The 19,995-nt window shown below is 67.9% G+C and carries 19 protein-coding genes; 7 read left to right on the plus strand and 12 right to left on the minus strand.

What is annotated here, in order from left to right; genetic code table 11:
• Positions 1-55: 55 nt before the first annotated feature.
• From F3K02_RS19260 to F3K02_RS19275, 4 genes are all read right to left on the minus strand, one after another.
• On the minus strand, positions 56-1,204 hold the full coding sequence (locus F3K02_RS19260; protein ID WP_177137234.1) for an ABC transporter substrate-binding protein: 1,149 nt from the start codon (positions 1,202-1,204) through the stop codon (positions 56-58).
• A gap of 142 nt (positions 1,205-1,346) precedes the next feature.
• Positions 1,347-1,631 carry a BTH_I0359 family protein gene (locus tag F3K02_RS19265; RefSeq protein WP_177137235.1) on the minus strand — a complete coding sequence of 95 codons (285 nt, stop codon included), beginning with the start codon at positions 1,629-1,631 and terminating at the stop codon, positions 1,347-1,349.
• A gap of 182 nt (positions 1,632-1,813) precedes the next feature.
• On the minus strand, positions 1,814-3,019 hold the full coding sequence (locus F3K02_RS19270) for a DUF3108 domain-containing protein (RefSeq protein ID WP_177137236.1): 1,206 nt from the start codon (positions 3,017-3,019) through the stop codon (positions 1,814-1,816).
• A gap of 21 nt (positions 3,020-3,040) precedes the next feature.
• On the minus strand, positions 3,041-3,934 hold the full coding sequence (locus F3K02_RS19275) for an IclR family transcriptional regulator (RefSeq protein ID WP_177137237.1): 894 nt from the start codon (positions 3,932-3,934) through the stop codon (positions 3,041-3,043).
• A gap of 222 nt (positions 3,935-4,156) precedes the next feature.
• Between F3K02_RS19275 and F3K02_RS19280 the strand changes: the two genes are divergently transcribed.
• Positions 4,157-5,167, plus strand: coding sequence for a fumarylacetoacetate hydrolase family protein (locus tag F3K02_RS19280; RefSeq protein WP_177137238.1), 1,011 nt, complete (start codon positions 4,157-4,159; stop codon positions 5,165-5,167).
• A 27-nt stretch (positions 5,168-5,194) separates the two neighbouring features.
• On the opposite strand, the gene F3K02_RS19285 is transcribed toward F3K02_RS19280, so the two are convergent.
• The 4 genes from F3K02_RS19285 to F3K02_RS19300 all read right to left on the minus strand — a co-directional run bounded on the left by F3K02_RS19285 (position 5,195) and on the right by F3K02_RS19300 (position 7,870).
• Positions 5,195-6,352: an ABC transporter substrate-binding protein gene (locus F3K02_RS19285; protein ID WP_177137239.1), complete on the minus strand. Its 1,158-nt coding sequence runs from the start codon at positions 6,350-6,352 to the stop codon at positions 5,195-5,197.
• 157 nt (positions 6,353-6,509) lie between these two features.
• Positions 6,510-6,953: a VOC family protein gene (locus F3K02_RS19290; RefSeq protein ID WP_177137240.1), complete on the minus strand. Its 444-nt coding sequence runs from the start codon at positions 6,951-6,953 to the stop codon at positions 6,510-6,512.
• A 55-nt stretch (positions 6,954-7,008) separates the two neighbouring features.
• Positions 7,009-7,458 carry a hypothetical protein gene (locus tag F3K02_RS19295; RefSeq protein ID WP_177137241.1) on the minus strand — a complete coding sequence of 150 codons (450 nt, stop codon included), beginning with the start codon at positions 7,456-7,458 and terminating at the stop codon, positions 7,009-7,011.
• 52 nt (positions 7,459-7,510) lie between these two features.
• Positions 7,511-7,870 (minus strand): TraR/DksA family transcriptional regulator, encoded by a 360-nt coding sequence (locus F3K02_RS19300; protein ID WP_177137242.1) that lies wholly within the window; start codon positions 7,868-7,870, stop codon positions 7,511-7,513.
• Between the two features lie 251 nt (positions 7,871-8,121).
• On the opposite strand from F3K02_RS19300, the gene F3K02_RS19305 reads away from it, so the two are divergent.
• From F3K02_RS19305 to F3K02_RS19315, 3 genes are read left to right on the plus strand one after another with little or no spacing between them, the layout of a single operon-like run.
• Positions 8,122-8,961 (plus strand): enoyl-CoA hydratase/isomerase family protein, encoded by an 840-nt coding sequence (locus tag F3K02_RS19305; protein ID WP_218179497.1) that lies wholly within the window; start codon positions 8,122-8,124, stop codon positions 8,959-8,961.
• A 41-nt stretch (positions 8,962-9,002) separates the two neighbouring features.
• Positions 9,003-10,070: a PhaM family polyhydroxyalkanoate granule multifunctional regulatory protein gene (locus F3K02_RS19310; protein WP_177137243.1), complete on the plus strand. Its 1,068-nt coding sequence runs from the start codon at positions 9,003-9,005 to the stop codon at positions 10,068-10,070.
• A 41-nt stretch (positions 10,071-10,111) separates the two neighbouring features.
• A complete protein-coding gene (locus F3K02_RS19315; protein WP_177137244.1) occupies positions 10,112-11,404 on the plus strand; it encodes an FIST signal transduction protein in 1,293 nt (430 codons plus the stop codon).
• Between the two features lie 10 nt (positions 11,405-11,414).
• On the opposite strand, the gene F3K02_RS19320 is transcribed toward F3K02_RS19315, so the two are convergent.
• From F3K02_RS19320 to F3K02_RS19330, 3 genes are all read right to left on the minus strand, one after another.
• Positions 11,415-12,674 carry an MFS transporter gene (locus F3K02_RS19320; RefSeq protein ID WP_177137245.1) on the minus strand — a complete coding sequence of 420 codons (1,260 nt, stop codon included), beginning with the start codon at positions 12,672-12,674 and terminating at the stop codon, positions 11,415-11,417.
• Positions 12,671-13,342, minus strand: a complete 672-nt coding sequence (locus tag F3K02_RS19325) for a ProQ/FinO family protein (protein ID WP_425485625.1) — start codon at positions 13,340-13,342, stop codon at positions 12,671-12,673. Before F3K02_RS19325 ends, F3K02_RS19320 begins: the two co-directional genes overlap by 4 nt.
• Before the next feature lie 206 nt (positions 13,343-13,548).
• Positions 13,549-14,280, minus strand: coding sequence for a helix-turn-helix domain-containing protein (locus F3K02_RS19330; RefSeq protein ID WP_177137246.1), 732 nt, complete (start codon positions 14,278-14,280; stop codon positions 13,549-13,551).
• Between the two features lie 263 nt (positions 14,281-14,543).
• Between F3K02_RS19330 and F3K02_RS19335 the strand changes: the two genes are divergently transcribed.
• A complete protein-coding gene (locus F3K02_RS19335) occupies positions 14,544-15,368 on the plus strand; it encodes a hypothetical protein (RefSeq protein WP_177137555.1) in 825 nt (274 codons plus the stop codon).
• A 26-nt stretch (positions 15,369-15,394) separates the two neighbouring features.
• Positions 15,395-17,371: an MFS transporter gene (locus F3K02_RS19340; protein WP_177137247.1), complete on the plus strand. Its 1,977-nt coding sequence runs from the start codon at positions 15,395-15,397 to the stop codon at positions 17,369-17,371.
• A gap of 62 nt (positions 17,372-17,433) precedes the next feature.
• Here F3K02_RS19340 and F3K02_RS19345 read toward each other — a convergent pair whose 3' ends face one another.
• Complete coding sequence (locus tag F3K02_RS19345) at positions 17,434-18,348, minus strand: LysR family transcriptional regulator (RefSeq protein WP_177137248.1); 915 nt, start codon at positions 18,346-18,348, stop codon at positions 17,434-17,436.
• A gap of 124 nt (positions 18,349-18,472) precedes the next feature.
• On the opposite strand from F3K02_RS19345, the gene F3K02_RS19350 reads away from it, so the two are divergent.
• Positions 18,473-19,933, plus strand: a complete 1,461-nt coding sequence (locus F3K02_RS19350; protein ID WP_177137249.1) for an MFS transporter — start codon at positions 18,473-18,475, stop codon at positions 19,931-19,933.
• Positions 19,934-19,995: the final 62 nt, after the last annotated feature.

The raw sequence follows: 19,995 nt of genomic DNA on the forward strand, positions 1-19,995 counted from the left end.
CAGTGCCGCCCCCCTGGAGGGGGGTGACGCGAAGCGGCGCGGGGGGTGTCGCCTTTCAGTGGCGGAACTGCCCCTGGCGCGTGACGATGGCCAGGTCCACCAGCGACAGGCCGGTGTGGGCGCCATCGCGGTAGCTCACCTTCTGGCCCTCGATCTGCAGGTCGGCGTTTTTCAGGCCGGCCACAAAACTCGCCCGCGTGGGGTTGGGGCCGGCACGCTGCAGCGCTTCGACCAGGGCCCGGGCCGTCATGTAACCCTCCAGGCTGCCGTAAGAGAAAGCCTTGCCCGGTTTGTGGGCCTTGAAGGCATCCTGGTAAGCCCGGGTGAGCGCGGATTTGCGTTCCCACGGGCTGGGCATCACCTGGGCGAAGATCATGCCGTGTCCCAGCTCACCCAGGTGCCCGGCCAGCTGGGTTGAGCCGGAGTTGACACCGTAGAACTGCAGGCTCAGGTTCCGGGACTCCGCTTTGCGGATGAGTTTTTCATAGACGCCAATGCCGCCGTGGTTGAACACCACCTGCGCTTTGCTGTTGCCGAGCTGTTTCACCAGCGCGTCGATGCCGGCGTCGTCGATGTCCGACTTGAAGGCCAGGTCGGCCACCACCTCCAGCCCCAGGGGCTGGCTGAGCAGGCGCACGTTGTCCAGGTGTTGCTGGCCGGTTTCCGAGTCCGAGCGCAGGAACGCCACACGCTGCATGCCCAGGCTCTTGGCGTGCTGCAGCAAGGCGCGGAATTCTTCCTTGTGTTCGGCCCGCACCGGAAAGACCAGCGGCTGGTGTGGCGTGCGCAGGGTGGGCGAACCCGCCATGGGGCCGAAAAACGGCACCTTGAGTTCGGTGGTGGCTTTCATCACCGCGGTGGACGGGCCGCCTTCGATGGAGCCGAACACGAGGAAGACCTTGTCCTGGGTGATCAGCTGACGCGCATTGGCTTCGGCCTGGGCCGATTTGTTGTCGTCGTCCAGCACCTTCACCACCACCTTGCGGCCCGCCACACCCCCCTGTTTGTTGACCAGCGAAAGGTAGGTTTCGACACCGTCCAGCACCGCGGTGCCGTAGTCGTTCTTGCCGCCCTGCAGGGTGATGCTCTGTCCGATCAGCAGTTGCTGCGGACCCACGCCATCTTCCGCATGGGCACCCGGCCAAGCCATCAGCGCCATCAGACCGAAGACGGGGATCCAGCGGGCGCCAGCTTGTTTCTTCATGGGGAAGCCTCCTGTCTTTCAGTTTACGCGGGTGGTCGCGCCGATGGAGGGTGTTGCCGGGCGCACGCTCCCAGGAATCGGGTCCGGTCGTGAAAAAGCCGACACAAGTGCCGGCTTTCATAGGGAGGCAGGTCGGGCCTGTTCAGTGCATGACCACCGGCATCTGGGCCAGTTCGGCGTAACCTTCCAGCGTGTCTTCCACCTCTTCTTGCGAGGGGGTGTTCTGCTGCCAGGCGGTGATCTGGATCTGGAACATTTCTGCCCAGGAGCCGTCGAGGTAAACCTCTTTGCCCGAGCGTTTGTCCACGATTTCAAAACCGTGGCGCGGGATCTGTGGACCATCCAGTGACGGTGCTTCACCTTCTTCCGTGGCGTTGGCCAGGATGTGAACCACGGCAAAGGCATCCGAGTCGTAGAGCATGTGCATGACTGAAAAGTCCTTCTAAAAGTGAAACTGGTGTTCCTATGAACCTTATATCGGCAATTGGCGAACCAACTGCAGGCTGGTTACAGAATTAGATGGGCACGGATCGCGAAGATTCAATATGCGTGTGTTTTTCGGCACAGTTCGGCCTTTAAGCCGGGCAGGACCCGGCCAGCCGGGCGGAATCACTGGGCCTGAACGGTGGGTTGCGCCATCGCTGGCAGCGTATCCAGCAGCTGGTCCACGAAATCGCCGTTGTGTTCCGTGATGCACAGGCGCACCGGCAGGTAGCCCAAAGCTGGCGCGAGCCACACCTGCAGCGTCTTGTCGAACTCGCGCCGGGGTGAGCGGGTGAGCAGGCGGGCCGTCACGGTGCCGGCGGGAAGTTCCAGCTCGGTCAGCGGACCGATCTGGAACTTCCAGTCTTCGGTGTAGCTGGCGTTGCTCACCGGCAGACTCAACACCTGGCCCTCGACGTAGGTCGAAGGCTGGGCATGCAGCATCAGCGCCAGCTGCAGGCTGACCGACAGCTGGTCCTGGGTGCCCGGCAGCAAGGCGGCGTCTGCCGAGTTCCGGCTGTACCGGATGCGCTGGGCCTCGTAGTCAAAATGCGCCGCTTTTTCCGTGCGGCTGCGGTCGCCAAAGCGCTCAGGGGCCAGACCTTGCGGCGTGATGCGGCCGACGCTGGTGTGGACCCGGCTGCCAAGCAGAAAGGCCTTCACGGTCGATTGCGCCTCGTAGCGCTGCGCCTCGAAATGCCAGGTCAGCTCCCCCGACGCGTTGTAGTTCAGGCCCTTGTATTGACCCTTCACCTGGTAGTCCAGCTGGCCGTCGGCGGGCAGGTGGGCGGTCGAAACCCGGGGGCCGGGGGCCGTGGGCAGTGGCAGGGCGGGCGCGGATGGCGCCTGCGGGATGGCGTCCGGGGCGGGTGGCACGTCGACGGGCGGCGGCGGCGCCTCCACGGTAGCCACCGCCTCGGGCGTTTCGCTGACCACGGGGCTGTCTTCGGGCAGCGCCTCGGTCACGGCCGGTTCCAGGGGGGTGGCGGGCGCGGGCTCCGGCTCAACCACGGTTTCGGGCGGTGGGGCGGGTGGCGCCTTTTTCTTCTTCACCGGTGGAGGCGGCGGTTCCGGCGCCGGCGGCTTGGGCACGATCCAGCGCACCGTGCTGCTGGTCACCGGCAACACCGTGTCAGGGACGGGCGTTGCTGCGGCGACTTCGGTCGAAGCCTCGGGCGGGGCGGACAAGCCCGGCGTGGTGGGTTGTGGCGCTGCCTTGTTGTTCCACCAGATCGGCAACCCGTCGGTGAGCAGCAGCAGGTGCAGGGCCAGCACCAGACCGGTCAGGGCCAGCAGAACGGGCCAGCGTGGTGCGGCTTCTGCGGAGCGCATGGCGGGTCGGGCCATCGGGGTTCAGGCGGCCAGGCGGTGGCCGAGGTCGGCGCTGAGCTGGCGTGCACAGCGCAGGAGCGCAGCGGCCGGCGCGCTGTCCCAGCGGGTGTCCAGCGTGGCCACCGAGCCCAGCACCACCAGACCCATGGCCAGGCGTCCCTGGGCGTCGAACACCGGGGCGCAGAAACCGCCCACACCGGGCAGCAGGCTGTGCACCACGCGGCCCAGGCCGTGCTGGCGGGTTTCGGCCAGCACGGCCTGCACGTCGTGCTGGTTCTGCGGCACGTCCACCAGCGGCAGGCCGGTGGGCGGCAGTTTTTTCATGCGCGCGAGTTCGTCGCGGATCATGGGCGCGATGCGCTGGCCGTCGCGCCCTTCCGGGCCTGTGAAGGTCGCGAAGCAGCGGCCGGTGGCCGACGTCAGCAGCGGCATCACGTCGCCCAGGCGCAGCGTCACCGGCACGGTTTGCGGCGCTTCCAGCCAGTGCACCATGGTCGGCCCCTGGTTGCCCCACACGGCGATCGCCAGTGTGTGGCCGGTTTCGGCCAGCAGCTGGGGCAGGCGTTCGCGCGCCAGCTTCACGGCGTCGATGCGCGAGAGACTGGCCAGACCCAGCCGCAGCGCGGCGGGGCCGAGGTCGTAACGCGTGCTCACCGGGTCCTGCATCACCAGGCCCATGCGCTGGAAGCTCACGAGGTAGCGGTGCGCCTTGGCGGCGCTCATGCCGGCGGCGGCGGCCAGGTCGCGCAACATCAGCGCCCCGGGCGCATCGGACAGGGCGCTGAGCAACTCGAAACCCACTTCCACCGACTGGATACCCGCCCGGGGGTCGCCGTTTTCAGCGTGGTCGGCATCGGGTACGGTCGACGGGCTGGCGGGGCTGGTTTGCTTGATCGGGTTTTTCGCGGCGGGCATGGTGTGTGGGCAGCGGGATCGGGTGGCGGTCAGCCGGCGGCCTGTGGGTCTTTTTGAGGCGGGCCAGCACCGGGATCGGGGCTTTGGTCTAGAATCCGATTTTTACGGATAGGTTAACTGATTTCACTATTCGTAATTTCCGATGCATCAACCGGGTGCGCCTCAGGCGCCGAACCGGGTAAAACCGAACCCTTCAACGCCCAGCGACAGCAGGAGACTTGCATGAAACTCGCCACTTACAAAGACGGCTCGCGCGACGGACAACTGGTGGTGGTCTCGCGCGACCTCTCGACCGCCCATTATGCGACGGGCATCGCCCACAAGCTGCAGCAGGCACTGGACGACTGGAACTTCCATGCGCCCCAGCTGCACGACCTCTACGTCACCCTCAACCAGGGCAAGGCGCGCCACGCTTTTCCGTTTGATCCGGCGCTGTGCATGGCGCCGCTGCCGCGCGCCTACCAGTGGGCCGACGGCTCGGCTTACCTGAACCATGTGGAGCTGGTGCGCGCCGCCCGCCACAGCGAAGTGCCGTCCACCTTTTACAGCGACCCGCTGATGTACCAGGGCGGCAGCGACGATTTCATCGGCCCCTGCGACGACGTGGTGGTGCCCAGCGAAGACTTCGGCATCGACTTCGAGGCCGAGATCGCCGTCGTCACCGGCGACGTGCCCATGGGTTGCACACCCGAGCAGGCGCTCGACGGCGTGCGCCTGCTGATGCTGGTGAACGACGTGTCGCTGCGCAACCTGATTCCGAACGAACTTGCCAAAGGCTTCGGCTTCTTCCAGAGCAAGCCCGCCAGCGCCTTCAGCCCCGTGGCCGTGACGCCCGATGAGCTGGGCGACGCCTGGCAGGGTGGCCGTGTCAACCTGACGCTGCAGAGCACCTGGAACGGCCGCAAGGTCGGCATGTGCGACGCCGGCCCGGAAATGACCTTCCATTTCGGCCAGCTCATCGCCCACATCGGCAAGACCCGCAACGTGCGCGCCGGCTCCATCGTGGGCAGCGGCACCGTCAGCAACAAGGGCATCGAAGTCGACGGCAAGAAGGACTGGCCCAAGGGCTACAGCTGCATCGCCGAAAAGCGCTGCATCGAGACCATTCTGGACGGCAAGCCGTCGACCGAGTTCATGAAGTTCGGCGACACCATCCGCATCGAGATGAAGGGCAAGGACGGCCAGAGCATCTTCGGCGCCATCGACCAGAAGATCGCGCCGCTGGAGGTCTGAAACGGTCTGGCGCGGCGGCTCAGCTTCTCAGGTCCGCACGCGCCCGTCGCCGGTGAGCATGGACAGCTCGACGAACTTCGAGGCCACGTGGTTGCTGCCGCTGAAGGACACGTCGAAGCCGCCCATGGCGTAGTTGCGGATGCTCTCCAGCCCGCTGATCAGGCCGTCGCGGGTCGGCCGGCCGCTGGCGCGGCGCATGCCCTCGGCGAACAGCTTGGCGGCCATGAACCCCTCCATGCTGGAGAAGTTGGGTTGCACCTTGTTGCCACCCTGCGCGATCAGCGCCAGGAACTCGCGCGTCACGGCGCTCGAGGCCTTGTAGGGCGAAGGCACCACCTGCGAAACCACCACGCCGGCGCCTTCCTTGCCCAGCTCATCGGCCAGCGCCTGCGTGCCCACGAACGACACGTTGAAGAAAGTGCCGCCGTAGCCCGCCTTGCGCGCCGCCCGGATGTAGGCGGCGCACGAGGCGTAGGCGCTGATCTGCACCACCGCATCGGGCTGGGCCGCGTTGATGGTCTTCACCGCTTCGGCCACGTCGACCGTGTTGCGCTCCACCGTGGCCGTGGCCACCGGCTTGAGGCCTTGCGCACCCAGGGCCAGCGTCACGCCGTCCAGACCGGCCTTGCCGTAGGCGTCGTTCTGGTGGAACACGGCGATCTTCTTCAGACCCAGGTTGGTGAGCTGGCGCACGATCAGTGCCGTCTCGTCGTTGTACGAGGCGCGCATGTGAAAGGCCATGCGGTTGAACGGCTGGCGCAGTCCCATGGCGCCGGTGAAAGGGGCGAAGAACGGTGTCTGCGCCTGGGTGGCGAGGGGCAGCGCCACCAGGCTGGTGGGTGTGCCAATGTAGCCAAAGAGGGCAAACACCTCATCGTCCAGCAGCTTGCGGGTGTTCTCCACGCAGCGAGCGGGTTCGTAGCCGTCGTCGAGCTGGCGCAGCTCGATCTGCGTCTGGTTCACGCCGCCCTTCGCATTGAGCTGTTCGAAAAACAGCTTGGCGCCGGCATGGAACTGGATGCCCAGCTGGGCGGCGGCCCCGGTGAAGGCGGCCGACTGGCCCAGCACCACGCGGTTGCCCGACTGGGCTCGCAGGGTGGGCGCGCCCAGCACGGCGGCGCCAGCGATGAGACCGCTGAAAGCGCGTCGTGAGAGACCGGAGGGTGTGTTTGCGGTGGTCGTCATGTCGTCGCTGTTTGCCTGGAAGTGGAGGGCCGGGATGGGCGGCGTGGCCGTGGTACGCGAGGGTTTCCGATGCTAGCGGCTGGGGGACGGCCCAGAGGCATCGCCTGGACGGCCAAACGCACCGTTGGTCGGTCCGACGCCCGGACCGCGCACCCGCTCAGCTCGCGTACAGCTGGTCCAGTGAAGCAAAGCCCTTGACCTCGATCGGGTTGCCAAACGGGTCGCAGAAGAACATGGTCCATTGCTCACCGGGCTGGCCTTCGTAGCGCAACTGGGGCTTGAGCACGAAATCCAGGCCCGCCGCTTCCAGCCGGCGCGCCAGTGCTTGCCAATCGGGCAGCAGCAACACCAGACCGAAGTGCGGCATGGGCACCAGGTGGTCGCCGACGCGGCCGGTGCGCGTGGTCTTGAAGGGTTCGCCCAGGTGCAACGAAATCTGGTGGCTGAAAAAATCAAAATCCACCCAGGTGTCGGTGCTGCGTCCTTCGGCGCAGCCGAGCACACCGCCATAGAAGCGGCGGGCTTCGTCCAGGTCGGTGACGTGGAACGCGAGGTGGAACAGGCTGCGCGCGGGAAGGGTCTGGTGGCTGTGGGTCGGCATCCCGGCAGGATAGCAAACCCCCCGCGAATATGCCGTGCAAACGCTGGCGTCGGGCTCAGCGCTGCGTGGGGTCGCCGGCGTTCAGGTCGTGCTTCAGGAAATACTGGCGCGCCATGGCCACCAACTGGCGGTCAGAGGGGTGGTCAGCGGAAACCACATCGACGATGGCGCTGGCGATGTCTTTGTCGTGGCGTTGGCAATGCGCGCGGAACTCGTCCTTGGCCTGTGCCGGGCCGGCGACCAGAATTTCGCGCACGCCCTGGAGCGCCTGTGCGACCTCGTGGTAGAAATTTTCGTCGGCCGAGTCGTGCCCGCCTTCGGGGGAGTGGCTGCCACCGGCCGCGGGGCCGCGACCGTGCATCAGCTGGTGCGAACCCACATGGCCACCGGTGGCTTTGTGGTGCGAGCGGGACTTGATGCTCTCGGACTCGACATGTTCACGATCGAACATCAACACATGGGCCTCGCGGCGATCCATCCAGACGACAGCGTGAAAAGTGGGCATGGGAAAACCTCCGGAAAAAAGTGAAAGGGTCGTGGGGTCGGTGCGGTGGGTGTCAGGCCTGCTCGGCCTTCTCCTGGCAGGCGACGCATCGCAATGCGGTCGGGTTGGCGTGCAGCCGCGCGGCGGCGATGGCAACGCCGCAGTCGATGCACAGGCCGTAGCTGCCGTCGGCGATGCGTTTGAGTGCGTCGTCAATGGCCACCAGCTCGGCGGACTCGCGCTCTTCCAGCCCGAAGGCCAGGTCTCGCTCGGTCTCGGCGGTGGCCCTGTCGTCGCTCGCGGACTCGCGCGCTTCGGCGGCCGATTCGGCGCGGCCGACCCTGCCGCCCCGCTGGGCGCGCAACTGGGCCAGCACCTCGGTGCGCATCTGCTGCAGCTGGCTGGCATAGGTGTCGGAAATGTTCTGGCTCATGCTGACTCCTCTGGATTTTTGAGAGGGGGTTTCCGGAAGAATCTCCCAACCCCCTAAACCCATCTTGCGCCTGCTCGCCGGTACGGGTTTTGACGCACGTCAATCGACCTTGGCCGCAAGAGGGCGAGCCGGTCAATCCCCCGGGTAAACACGGCGCAATCGATGGCGGTTTGGTGGGGCAAACGGGGCAGAATCGACCGGACACTGGCCCGGTTTTTCGGCGGGCAACACCCCCATTCAAGGAGACTCCCATGACACCTGTGGACTACAGCCGCTACCAGACCCTGGCCATCACCCGCCGCGGTCCGCCCGTCGACGGCGTGCCCTCGGTGCTCGACATCCAGATGCGCGCTGACGGACCCGGCGGCAACGGCAAGCTGCCCACCGCGGGCCACGAAGGCCATTGGGAACTGAGCGAGATCTGGCGCGACGTGGGGCGCGACGACAGCGTGCGCTGCGCCGTGCTGCGCGGCAGCGGCCTGGGTTTTTCGGGCGGCGGTGATCTGGCCCTGGTGCAGGACATGGCGACCGACTTCGAGGTGCGAACGCGGGTCTGGAAAGAGGCCCGCGACCTGGTCTACAACGTCATCAACTGCGACAAGCCCATCGTCTCCGCCATGCACGGTCCGGCCGTGGGCGCGGGCCTGGTCGCCGGCCTGCTGGCCGACATCTCCATCGCCGCGAAGTCCGCGAAGATCGTCGACGGTCACACCCGCCTGGGCGTGGCCGCCGGGGATCATGCGGCCATCGTCTGGCCGTTGCTCTGCGGTCTGGCCAAGGCCAAGTACTACCTGATGCTGTGTGAGCCCATCAGCGGCGAAGAGGCCGAGCGCATCGGACTCGTGTCGCTCGCGGTGGACGACGACGCCTTGCTCGACAAGGCCTATGAAGTGGCCGATCGCCTGGCCTCGGGCAGCCAGACCGCGATCCGCTGGACCAAGTACTCGCTCAACAACTGGCTGCGCCAGGCCGGCCCGGCGTTCGACACCTCGCTGGCCCTCGAATTCATGGGTTTTGCCGGACCCGATGTGCGCGAAGGTGTGGCATCCTTGCGGGAACGCCGCGCCCCACGCTACGGCGTGGACAGCTGAACCGGCGTGCACGCCACCCAGACACTCAACAGGAGACACCCATGAGCGACACATCGGGCAGCGGTTTTGGCAAATTCGTTCCGGGTTTCGAGTTCCTGCAAAACCTCGCGGGGCAGGCCGCCGGTGGTGTGGCGCAGGGTCTTGGCAACAGCATCCCGCAGATGCCCAACCTGGGCAACTGGGTGGCGCCCACCTTCAACGTGGAAGACCTCGAAAAACGCATCGAGGAGCTCAAGGCGGTGCACTTCTGGCTCGACCAGAACAGCAAGGCGCTCGCCGCCACCATCCAGGCGCTGGAGGTGCAGAAGATGACCCTGGCAACGCTGAAGAACATGAACTTCAGCCTGGGTGACGTGGCCAACGCGCTGAAGATCAAGGCGGCCGACACCATGGCCAGTTTCACCGGAGGCGCCCCCGCGGCAGTGCCCGCGCACACCCAGTTCGCCGGTCTGGAGATCCCGCCCCGCACCTACGGCACACCGACCCCACCGGCGGCTGAGGACGATGACGCCGAGGCGGAAGAGGACGAAGCAGAGATCGACGAGGACATCGAAGACGAGGAAGACGAAGAACCCGCGCCGCCGCCGGTGTCCCGCTCGCGCAAGACCCGAACGCAGCCCGCCGCCGCTCAACCCGCTGCGCCCGCCGGCGGCGTGGTCGACCCGATGCAGTGGTGGGGTGCGCTCTCGCAGCAGTTCCAGCACATCGCCACCAACGCCATGAAGGATGTGGCGAAGCAGACCGCGCTCGACACCACCCGCCAGGTGGCCAGCGGCCTGACCGAGCAGGCCGTGAAAACCGCCACCGGCGTGGCCGGCAAGGTCACGCGCGGCCTGACCGAAACCGTGGCCCGCAATGTGGGCACCGCGGCCGGCATGGGCAAGGCCGCTGCGCCCCGCGCCAACCCGGCCCAGCCGCTGGCCACCGGCAACTGGCCCATGCCAACCGCCTTTTTCCCGCTGAGCGGGCTCCAGCAGCTCACCGAAAAGCCGGCCGCAGCGCCCAAAGCTGCAGCTGCACCCAAGGCCAAAGCCAAGACACCGGCCCGCAAGACGGGCACGCGCAAACCCGCTGCCGGCAAGTCGGCGAGAAGCACCGGCCGGCGCTGACGCTGCGCTGAACCCTCTGGCCCTGCCGAGGTCGTATGACCATGAAACCGTTTCCCTACGCCCACGCCACCCATCCCCAGTGGCGCATGGCCGCTGCGCTGGTGCTCGCCCAGTTGCGTGCGCAGCTCGCCTTGCCGGGCGCCGCGCGGGCGCCTTCGCTGGCACTGCTCTACATCACCGACCACTACGCCAGCGAGGCCGAAGCCATCCTTGAACACCTCAGCGCCGAACTGCCCGAAGTGACCGACTGGGCCGGCACGGTGGGGGTGGGCATCGCGGCCAACAACGTCGAATACTTTGACGAGCCGGCGCTGGCCGTCATGTTGTGCGACCTCAGCCCCGACCAGTACCGCGTGTTCAGCGGCGTGGCGCCGTTGGCGGCCAGTGGGCGCGCGGCCGGGGTGGATGGTTTCGAGGCCCACACCGCGCTGGTGCACGCCGACAGCCACACCCCCGATCTCGCCGAACTGATCACCGAGATGGCCGACCGCACCACCAGCGGCTACCTGTTTGGTGGTCTGGTGGGCAGCCGCAGCGACAGCGTGCAGTTCGCGTTCAGCAGTGCGGGCACCCTGCAGGGTCACGGTGCAGCCAGCGGCGTGTTTCATGGTGGCCTGAGCGGCGTGGCCTTCGGCCCGGGCGTGGACCTGATCTCTCGCGTCACGCAGGGGGCCCAGCCGGTGGACCGCGAACGCACGGTGACGGCCGCCGATGGCAACCTGGTGCTCTCGCTGGACCACGAGCCCGCGCTGGACGTGCTGCTGCGCGAACTCGGCATTTCGCTCGAACAGCCTGAAGCGGCCATGCCGCGCCTGCGCGCCACGCTCGTGGGCCTCACGCCGCCGATCGCCGAGGCCGGTGTGCGATCACCGCAGCGGCGCGGCCAGTTCGGCCCCGAAGTCACGGTGCGCCACATCATCGGCCTGGACCCGGGGCGGCGCGGCGTGGCGATTGCCGACGTGGCGCCGGTGGGCAGCCGGCTGGCGTTTTGCGAGCGCAACGTGCAGGCGGCGCGCGCCGACCTGATCCGGGTGTGCGCCGAGGTACGCGAGGAGCTGGAGCCCGAAGAGCTCAGCCTGCCCTTGGCCACGGCGCTGGAAACCCCGGAGGCCGATGCCGCACCACAACCCGCGCGGCGCATCGCGGGCGCGGTGTACGTGAGCTGCGCCGGCCGCGGAGGGCCGCACTTTGGCAGCCCGAGCGCCGAACTGCAGATCGTGCGGCGTGCGCTGGGCGATGTGCCCCTGGTCGGATTTTTTGCCGGCGGCGAGATCGCGCACCACCGGCTCTACGGCTACACCGGCGTGCTGACCGTATTCACCATGCCGACCTGAAGCAAGCGCTTCAGGCGGGCACGGCCTGGGCGTGGCCGGCGCCGGGGCCGCGGGCCCGCTTCAGCAGGAACAGCACGATGCCGATGTTGAGCAGGTTGAAGCCGATGCCGTTGAGGAACGCGGCCTGATAAGAGCCGGTCAGGTCGAAGATCGCGCCCGACATCCAGCCGCCCAGTGCCATGCCGAACAGCGTGGCCATCAGCACCGTGCCCACGCGCGCGCCGGCCTGGGCGGGCGAGAAGTGTTCGCGCACGATCAGCGCGTAGCTCGGCACGATGCCGCCCTGGAACAGGCCGAACAGGCCCGAGATCAGGTACAGCGGCACCAGGCCGTCGAAGGGCAGGAACATCAGCAGCGCCACGCCCTGCAGCACCGAGCCCAGCAGCAGGGTGCGCAGGCCGCCGATGCGGTCCGAGATCCAGCCCGAGATCAGCCGGCTGGCGATACCCATGCCCAACATGACCGAGAGCATCTCCGCACCGCGCGCCGCGCCAAAACCCAGGTCGGTGCAGTAGGCCACGATGTGCACCTGCGGCATCGACATCGCCACGCAGCACGAAACACCCGCCACGCACAGCAGGGCCTGCAGCGTGCCGGGCGAGAGCCCGAGCGGTCGTTCGCCGTGCGGGGGTGCGCCGGGTTGCGTGGCGGTGGCCGCCTGCGGTGCGGGCATGTCCGGCGGGCGTCGCCGCAGCACCAGCGCCAGCGGCAGCATCACCAGCAGGCAGAACATGCCAATGCCGGTGTAGGCCTGGCGCCAGCCGCCGTTGTCGATGAAATGCTGGATCACCGGCGGCCAGACGGCGCCGGCCAGGTAGTTGCCGCTCATGCAGATCGCCAGTGCGATGCCACGGCGGCGCGTGAACCAGCGCGAGGTGTCGGCCACCAGCGGCGCAAACGTGGCCGAGGTGCCCAGCAGGCCGATCAGGATGCCCTGCGCCAGGCTGAACTGCCACAGGCTCTGGGCCGCGCCCGCGGCGATGAAACCCAGGCCCAGCCCCACCGCGCCGCCCAGCACCGGCACCATCACGCCGAAGCGGTCGGACAGGCGGCCCATGAGGATGCCGCCCAGGCCAAAGCCCACCATGGTCAGCGTGTAGGGCAGCGAGGCGTCGCCGCGCGCGACGTCAAAGTCGGCCTGGATGCGTGGCAGCACCACCGTGACCGAATACATGCCCGCGCCGCCCAGCGTCATCAACGCCAGCGACACCACGAGCCGGAACCACGCGTAGGGCGATTCGGTGGCGGTGGCGGGCGGGGCCGGGTTCATGGGGCGGGGGAGGGGGCGCCGGGTTCGGCTGCGGGCTCGGTGGCGGGCGCGTCGACCGTGGTCTCGGGGTTTGTCGGGGCCGCCGGGGTGGCCGGGCGGCTCAGCCGGGCCCGTGCGCGCTCCAGCGTGCGGTTGGCGTCGAGCACGTGCAGGCCGTACATATCGGCGAACTCGTTGAGCGTCTTCCCGCTGGCATCGAAGGCGCGCAGCAGGGCTTCTTCGCGCGCTTCGCGCGTTGCGGCAACGGTCAGCGCGTCGTGGGTGAGCTGGTTCACTTCATCGTCACGCCCGCGCACGCGCTCGGCGTATGCGTCGCGCGGCAGGCCCGAGGCTTCATAGGCCTGCAGGATGCGCTGGCGCAGCTTGGGGCGCAGGTCTTCGCGGCTGCGCGCGCCGCGGCGGCGGAACACCTCGATCAGCGCGTGGTGCACCTGTTCGGGCGTCAGGCTTTCCACCGGCTCACCGGCCAGGTTGTGACGCTGCAGGCCCGAGGCCACCACCGTCAGGTAGCGGGTCGAGCGCGCGTGCAGCGCCAGCGCGGCCTTGAGACTGTCTTTGTCCAGCGCCTCCGGGTGGGCCGCCAGCAGGTCTTCGAAGATGCCGCGCTTGAGCGGCAGCAGCGTCTCGCCAAACAGCGCGGGGTAGAGCGTGGCCAACTGGTCCAGCACCGGGTGCTTTCGGACGCTGCCGGGGTGGTGCGGCGCCGGTGGGCTCAGGGGCGCTGGCTTCAGCGGGTGCCGCAGCGGTGTGGTCGGGCGTGTCGTTGGCGGGTGCGTTCATGGAGGCGTGCGGAGCAGGAAAAGAAGTGGGCCCACGTTGGGGCAAGGCCCGACATCATGCCAGCGCTGGCGGCAGCGCGTCTGTGGGGAAACCATCACCGCCTCAACCTGCCGAAGGCTTCAAACTCCCAGCCGCGCATCGCCAGCACCAGCGTATAGCCCCCGCGGTCCTTCTCGGCCAGCTTCTGGTCGGTCTGGTGCTGCTGGGCAAAGTCCTGCGCCACGCGCTGCAGCCGCTCCACGAAGATCGGCGCGAGTGCGCGGCTGATCGAGCCGTGCACCAGCAGCAGGCCCTCGCCCGAGCCGTCAAAGCCGCCGGCGAAATAGTCCAGCAGGGCGTGGTCGCGGAAGTAGTTCATCACCGGACCGTGCGGCCGCCAGCGAAAGGTCTTGGCGAGCTTGAGGCGGTAGCGGTTGAGCGGGCGCAGCTCGATGATGCCGATGCGGTCGAGCTGCACCAGGCAGGTCACGCACTCGGCCTCGCTGAGCCGGTAGGCCGCCGTGATCTGTTCCAGCGTCCACTGGCTGAGCACGCAGATCGCCACCAGCAGCAGCTTCTTGTCGGCCACCACGGCGCGCTCCTGTTCGGCCGTCATCTCGCGCAGCAGCGGCTGGGCGTCGGCCACGCGGCGCGCGAGATCGGCGAAGTCCAGCTTGAGCGCGCGGCAGATCTCGTCCACGCGCGAGAGCGACATGTCGCCCTTGGCCAGCATGCGCTTCACGCTCGATTCCGCCATGCCCATGGCCCGCGCCAGGTCGGCGTAGGTCATCTGCGCGGTCTTGAGTTCCTTCTTCAGCGCGGTGACCAGGTCCTGGGTGGTGCTCATGGGAAATGCCTTCGTGCTGTGCGTTGCGGCGCGGGCTGGCTTGGCGCGGCGCTCATGGGTATCGGATATCGATACCTTGGGTTGGAAGTGGGAGCACTGTATCGGAAGTTGACCCGTTTGGACGCTGGCCGGTCAGACACTGCGCCCCGGTCCCGCCCTTTGTCCCTGTATTTCACCGGCCCATGCGCCACCGGAGTGCCGATATGTCCTCGTCCGCCCGATCTGTCACCCACCGACCCACCAGCCTGTGTGTGCTGCGATCCATGCCCCTGTCACCGATCGGGCAGCGGCTGGTGTCCCTGGGCACCGCGCTGCTGGTGCTCTGGCTGCTGGCCGTGATCGCCGGACCGGCCTGGCTGGCGCACAGCGGCCTGGCGCTCAACGCCCACGGCCACGCTGCGCTGCATGCCCACGGCCATCCGTTCGTGGACGCCCGAAGCCTCTGGGGCGTACCCAACTTCATGGACGTCTGGACCAACCTGGCGATGGGGGTTGCGGGTCTGCTGGGCGGGTGGGTGCTGCTGCGTGGTGGCCCGTGGGCGCCGGGCACCCGGCTGGCCCTGGCCGTGTTCTTCGGCGGTCTGTTGGCCACGTGCTTCGGCTCGGCCTGGTACCACTGGGCCCCCGATGCCCACGGCCTGGTGCTCGACCGCATGGGCATGGCGGTCACCTTCGCCGGTGCGCTGGCGCTGGCGGTGGCCGAGCGCGTGGGGCAGAAGCCCGCGGCGTGTGTGATGCGCCTCACGCTGGTGGTGGCGCTGCTCTCGGCGGCGATGCCGCTCACCCATGGCAATGTGTTGCCCTGGGCCGTGGTGCAGTTCGGCGGCATGGCGCTCATGGCCTGGCTCGCCCTGCACAAACCCAGGGCCGGCGCCTTGGGGGTGCGCCTCGGCGTGCTGATCGCCCTCTATGCGCTGGCCAAGCTGCTGGAGCTGGGCGACGAAGCCGTGTTCCACGCCACCGGTAATGTGGTGTCGGGCCACAGCCTCAAGCATCTGGTGGCCGGTCTGGCGGCCTGGCCGGTGCTGCGGGCGATGCGGCAGAATGCGCGGGCAACGGGCCGCGGCGCGGTGCCCTCGGAACAATGATCACAAGACATCTGGAGGAGATCCGCATGAGCAGCCCAGCCACCACGTCCGCCGGGGTCCCCACGGCGAGCACCGGCCACGTCAGCCCCAGCGCCCACGATGGCAGCCAGTTCGCCCTGCTCACGCAGCGCCGTTTCGGCCCCTTCTTCTGGGTGCAGTTTTTCGGCGCCGGCAACGACAACGTCTTCAAGTTCGCCTTCACCGTGCTCGTCACCTACCAGCTGCAGGTGAGCTGGCTGCCGCCGGCCATGGCGGGGCTGGTGATCGGCGCGCTGTTCATCTTCCCGTACCTGATCTTCTCGGCCACCAGCGGCCAGCTGGCCGACAAGTACCCCAAGGAGGTGCTGATCCGTTTCGTGAAGAACCTCGAAATCGCCATCATGCTGCTGGCCGGCTGGGGCTTCATGCAGCAGAACGTGCCGGTGCTGCTGGGCTGCGTGTTCCTCATGGGTCTGCACAGCACGCTGTTTGGCCCGGTGAAGTTCGCCTACCTGCCTCAGCACCTGAGCGAGCGCGAGCTCACTGGCGGCAACGGCATGGTCGAGATGGGCACGTTTGTGGCCATCCTGCTCGGCAACGTGGCCGGTGGCCTGCTCATCGCCATGCCGCTGGTGGGCCCGACCTACGTCGCCGTCGCCTGCCTGCTGCTCGCCGTGATCGGCCGCGCGCTGGCGCAGGCTGTGCCCGTGTCGCCCGCCACCGACCCGCAACTCCAGATCAACTGGAACCCGGTCACCGAGACCTGGCGCAACCTCAAGCTCGCCCACGGCAACACCGTCGTCTTCCGATCCCTGCTGGGCATCAGCTGGATGTGGTTCTTCGGCGCCGTGTTCCTGAGCCAGTTCCCCAGCTTCGCGCGCGACGTGCTGCACGGCAACGAGCAGGTGGCCTCGCTGCTGCTGGTGGTGTTTTCCATTGGTATCGGCATCGGTGCGCTGCTGTGCGAAATGCTGAGCCGCCGCCATGTGGAGATCGGCCTGGTACCGCTCGGTGCCATCGGCATGAGTGTGTTTTCCATCGACCTGTATTTCGCTTCCCATAGCCTGCCGCCGTCCACCATCGCGCTCACGCTCGGCCAGTTCATGGCCGAGGCCGCGCACTGGCGCGTGCTGGTCGACCTGGCGTTGCTCTCGCTGTTTGCCGGCATCTACAGCGTGCCTATGTACGCGCTGATCCAGATGCGCAGCCAGCCCACGCACCGCGCCCGCATCATCGCGGCCAACAACATCCTCAACGCGCTGTTCATGATCGGCAGCTCCGTGCTCGCGGGCGCGCTGCTCGGCGCCGGCGTCAGCATCCCGCAACTCTTCTTGCTGGTGGGCCTGGCCAACGCCGTGGTCGCGTTCTACATCTTCATGCTGGTGCCCGAGTACCTGCTGCGCTTCGTGGCCTGGATCGCGTCGCGCTTCGTCTACCGGTTCGACGTGAAGGGCGACCTGAACATCCCCACCGAAGGCGCCGCCGTGCTCGCCTGCAACCACGTGAGCTTTGTCGACGCGGTGCTGTTGATGGCCGCGAGCCCGCGCCCTATCCGCTTCCTCATGGATCACCGCATCTTCAAGGTGCCGGTGCTCGGCGGGTTGTTCAAACTGGCCAAGGCCATCCCCGTGGCACCACAGAAAGAAGACCCCGCCGCCTACGAGGCCGCGTTCGCCGCCGCTGCCCAGGTGCTGCGCGAAGGTGACCTGCTCGGCATCTTTCCCGAAGGTGGCATCACCCGCGACGGCACCCTGCAACCCTTCAAAGGCGGCATCGCCAAGATCCTTGCGCAGGCCCAGGCCGACGGCGTGTCGGTCAGCGTCATCCCCATGGCGCTCACCAACTTGTGGGGCTCGTACTTCAGCCGCGTTGAACTGGCGGGCGGCGAACCCACCGCCATGGTCAAACCGTTCCGCCGTGGCGTGTTCAGTCGCGTGGGGCTGAACGTGGGCGAACCGGTGCGTGTCGAGGCTGTGACGCCGGAGAGCCTGCGCGAACGCGTGGCAGGCCTTCTCGGCTACTGAGTCACGGTCGACAGGTTGGTAACCCCCGCCTTGGCCGGCGGCCTGCACAGCGGGCGCCCGATTCAACCGGGCGTTGGGGGGTGATCGGCGCCACAGGTCTCCAGAACCACCCGGCGCAACCACATGTGTGCCGGGTCCGCCTGTTGCCGCGGATGCCAGAACAGGGAAATGGAGAACGCCGGCACGGGAAATGGCAGCTCGAAGCTGTGCAGGTCGCCGCGCAGGTTTTGTGTGTGGCGCTCGGGCACGCAGGCGATCAGGTCGGTGCCGCGTGCGAGCGCCAAGGCTGCCACGAAGCCGCTGGTGATGGTCACCACCTTGCGCTGCCATCCGAGGGGTGCCAGCGCATCGTCGACCGGGCCACCGACCACGCCGCGGCGGGACACGGCGATGTGGCGACTCTGGGCGAATTGTTCTGTCGTGATGGACGTTTCGTGTTGCAGCGGATGCCCGTGGTGCACCACGCCGATCCAGCGGTCGCGGAACAGGGCCTGCACGTGGATTTCCGGCCCCATCGTGGCGCCCACCACCCCGGTTTCCAGATCGACCGCTCCATCCCGCAGCGCCGTGCTGCTCTTGTCGGGTTTCTGCACAAAACACAGGCGCACATTCGGCGCCTCTTCGGCGACACGCTGGATCAGCGCTGCGCCGAAGTTTTCGACAAACCCCTCACTGCTGCGCAGCGTGAACATCCTGGCCAGTTCGCTCAGCTTGAGGGCGTTCAGGGGGCGCAACACCGCCTCGATCTCCTGCACCAAGGGGCCGATGCGTTCGCGCAGTTCCAGCGCGCGGGGCGTGGGCACCAGGCCGCGCCCGGCCCGGACCAGCAGCGGGTCCCCTGTGGTCTCTCGCAGGCGGGCCAACGCGCGACTCATCGCCGAGGGGCTCAGCTTCAGCCGTTGGGCGGCGCGGGCGACGTGCTGCTCGGACAGCAGCACGTCCAGGGTCAACAGCAGGTTGAAGTCGAGCGGGGTCATGCCGGAAACATAGCACGCAGGCCCCACACATGGCGTTGGCTGCATGGGTTGATTGCGCGGCACGCGCCTTCCGCCAGCACGACCCGCTCCCTAGCATCGGGTGATCCTTTTTCCGAAGCCCGACATGTCTCTTCCTACCTCCCTCGAAGCGATCCCCGCCACCGCCGCCACCCCCTCGGCACCGGCCCTGAACCGCGTGCTGTTCAGTCTGTCTCTGTCGATGCTGCTGTCTTCTTTGGGCACCAGCATTGCCAACGTGGCCCTGCCCACCCTGGCGCAGGCGTTTTCCGCGTCGTTTCAGGCGGTGCAATGGGTGGTGCTGGCCTACCTGCTGACCGTCACGGTGGTCATCGTGACGGTGGGCCGTCTGGGCGACCTCGTGGGCCGGCGCCGGCTCATGCTCTGGGGTCTGGGGGTGTTCACGCTGGCTTCGCTCGCGGGCGGTGCCTCAACCACGCTCTGGCAGTTGATCGCCGCCCGGGTGGTTCAGGGTCTGGGTGCCGCCACCATGATGGCGCTGAGCATGGCCCTGGTCAGCGAGCGGGTGCCCAAGCAACAGGTGGGCAGCGCCATGGGGTTGCTGGGGACCGTGTCTGCGTTGGGCACCGCGTTGGGCCCCACCCTGGGCGGCCTGTTGATCGGCGTCTGCGGCTGGAACGCGGTGTTCTGGATCAACGTGCCGCTGGGACTGGTGGCGCTGACGATGGCCTACCGCCACCTGCCGCCCGATCCAGCGGCCACCGCCGCCAAGCCCGTGCGCTTCGACCTCGTCGGCATGGTGCTGCTGGCGCTCAGCCTGGCGGCCTATTCCCTGGCCATGACGCTCGGGCGCGGCGCGTTCGGCCCCCTCAACGCGGGCCTGTTGCTCCTGGCCTTGCTGGGTCTGGGCGCCTTTGTCTTCGCCGAGACCCGGGTAGCAGCACCTTTGGTGCCGTTGGCGACGTTCCGCCACCCGGTGATGGCCACGGGCTTTGCGGCGAGCGCGCTGGTCACCACCGTGGTGATGGCGACCCTGGTGGTGGGGCCGTTCTACCTGGTGGGCGCGCTCCAGCTGGACGCCATGCACATGGGGCTGGTGATGTCGGTCGGCCCGGCCGTGGCCGCCGTGTTCGGCGCGCCGGCTGGCCGCCTGGTGGACAGTGTGGGCTCGCAGCCGGTGGGCGCGGCGGGGCTGGTCACCATGTTCCTGGGCGCCGCCACGCTGCCGATCGCGGCCACCACCTGGGGCGCCGCCGGCTACGCGGGCGCGCTCGGCCTCATCACGGCGGGCTACGCCACCTTCCAGTCGGCCAACAACACGGCTGTGATGGCCCGCGCCACAGCGGACCAACGGGGTGTGGTGTCGGGCCTGCTCAACCTGTCGCGCAACCTGGGCCTGATCACAGGGGCATCCGCCATGGGGGCGGTATTCGGCTTCGGCGCTTCAACAAGCCTGGTGGCCACGGCGAGCGCGCAACAGCTGACGGCGGGCCTGCACCTCACGTTTCTCGTGGCGGCGGCATTGGTGGCATTGGGCGGTGTGCTCACCTGGCTGGGCGTTACCGCTTCGCGTCGCATCACACCGCCTGCAGAGGCCCAGGCTTGAACCGTGGACTGGGCGGGCGTCCGTCTGCCACCGAGCGCCCGATCCAGGTCGAGGGCGAACGA

It is taken from the genome of Hydrogenophaga aromaticivorans (genome assembly GCF_013387465.1).
Lineage (GTDB): Bacteria > Pseudomonadota > Gammaproteobacteria > Burkholderiales > Burkholderiaceae_C > Hydrogenophaga > Hydrogenophaga aromaticivorans.

What these genes read in the sequence shown, in the direction of transcription:
- F3K02_RS19260 (WP_177137234.1), bottom strand. Translation starts at nt 1,204, where the DNA reads ATGAAGAAACAAGCTGGCGCCCGCTGGATCCCCGTCTTCGGTCTGATG.
- F3K02_RS19265 (WP_177137235.1), bottom strand. Translation starts at nt 1,631, where the DNA reads ATGCACATGCTCTACGACTCGGATGCCTTTGCCGTGGTTCACATCCTG.
- F3K02_RS19270 (WP_177137236.1), bottom strand. Translation starts at nt 3,019, where the DNA reads ATGCGCTCCGCAGAAGCCGCACCACGCTGGCCCGTTCTGCTGGCCCTG.
- F3K02_RS19275 (WP_177137237.1), bottom strand. Translation starts at nt 3,934, where the DNA reads ATGCCCGCCGCGAAAAACCCGATCAAGCAAACCAGCCCCGCCAGCCCG.
- F3K02_RS19280 (WP_177137238.1), top strand. Translation starts at nt 4,157, where the DNA reads ATGAAACTCGCCACTTACAAAGACGGCTCGCGCGACGGACAACTGGTG.
- F3K02_RS19285 (WP_177137239.1), bottom strand. Translation starts at nt 6,352, where the DNA reads ATGACGACCACCGCAAACACACCCTCCGGTCTCTCACGACGCGCTTTC.
- F3K02_RS19290 (WP_177137240.1), bottom strand. Translation starts at nt 6,953, where the DNA reads ATGCCGACCCACAGCCACCAGACCCTTCCCGCGCGCAGCCTGTTCCAC.
- F3K02_RS19295 (WP_177137241.1), bottom strand. Translation starts at nt 7,458, where the DNA reads ATGCCCACTTTTCACGCTGTCGTCTGGATGGATCGCCGCGAGGCCCAT.
- F3K02_RS19300 (WP_177137242.1), bottom strand. Translation starts at nt 7,870, where the DNA reads ATGAGCCAGAACATTTCCGACACCTATGCCAGCCAGCTGCAGCAGATG.
- F3K02_RS19305 (WP_218179497.1), top strand. Translation starts at nt 8,122, where the DNA reads ATGACACCTGTGGACTACAGCCGCTACCAGACCCTGGCCATCACCCGC.
- F3K02_RS19310 (WP_177137243.1), top strand. Translation starts at nt 9,003, where the DNA reads ATGAGCGACACATCGGGCAGCGGTTTTGGCAAATTCGTTCCGGGTTTC.
- F3K02_RS19315 (WP_177137244.1), top strand. Translation starts at nt 10,112, where the DNA reads ATGAAACCGTTTCCCTACGCCCACGCCACCCATCCCCAGTGGCGCATG.
- F3K02_RS19320 (WP_177137245.1), bottom strand. Translation starts at nt 12,674, where the DNA reads ATGAACCCGGCCCCGCCCGCCACCGCCACCGAATCGCCCTACGCGTGG.
- F3K02_RS19330 (WP_177137246.1), bottom strand. Translation starts at nt 14,280, where the DNA reads ATGAGCACCACCCAGGACCTGGTCACCGCGCTGAAGAAGGAACTCAAG.
- F3K02_RS19335 (WP_177137555.1), top strand. Translation starts at nt 14,544, where the DNA reads ATGCCCCTGTCACCGATCGGGCAGCGGCTGGTGTCCCTGGGCACCGCG.
- F3K02_RS19340 (WP_177137247.1), top strand. Translation starts at nt 15,395, where the DNA reads ATGAGCAGCCCAGCCACCACGTCCGCCGGGGTCCCCACGGCGAGCACC.
- F3K02_RS19345 (WP_177137248.1), bottom strand. Translation starts at nt 18,348, where the DNA reads ATGACCCCGCTCGACTTCAACCTGCTGTTGACCCTGGACGTGCTGCTG.
- F3K02_RS19350 (WP_177137249.1), top strand. Translation starts at nt 18,473, where the DNA reads ATGTCTCTTCCTACCTCCCTCGAAGCGATCCCCGCCACCGCCGCCACC.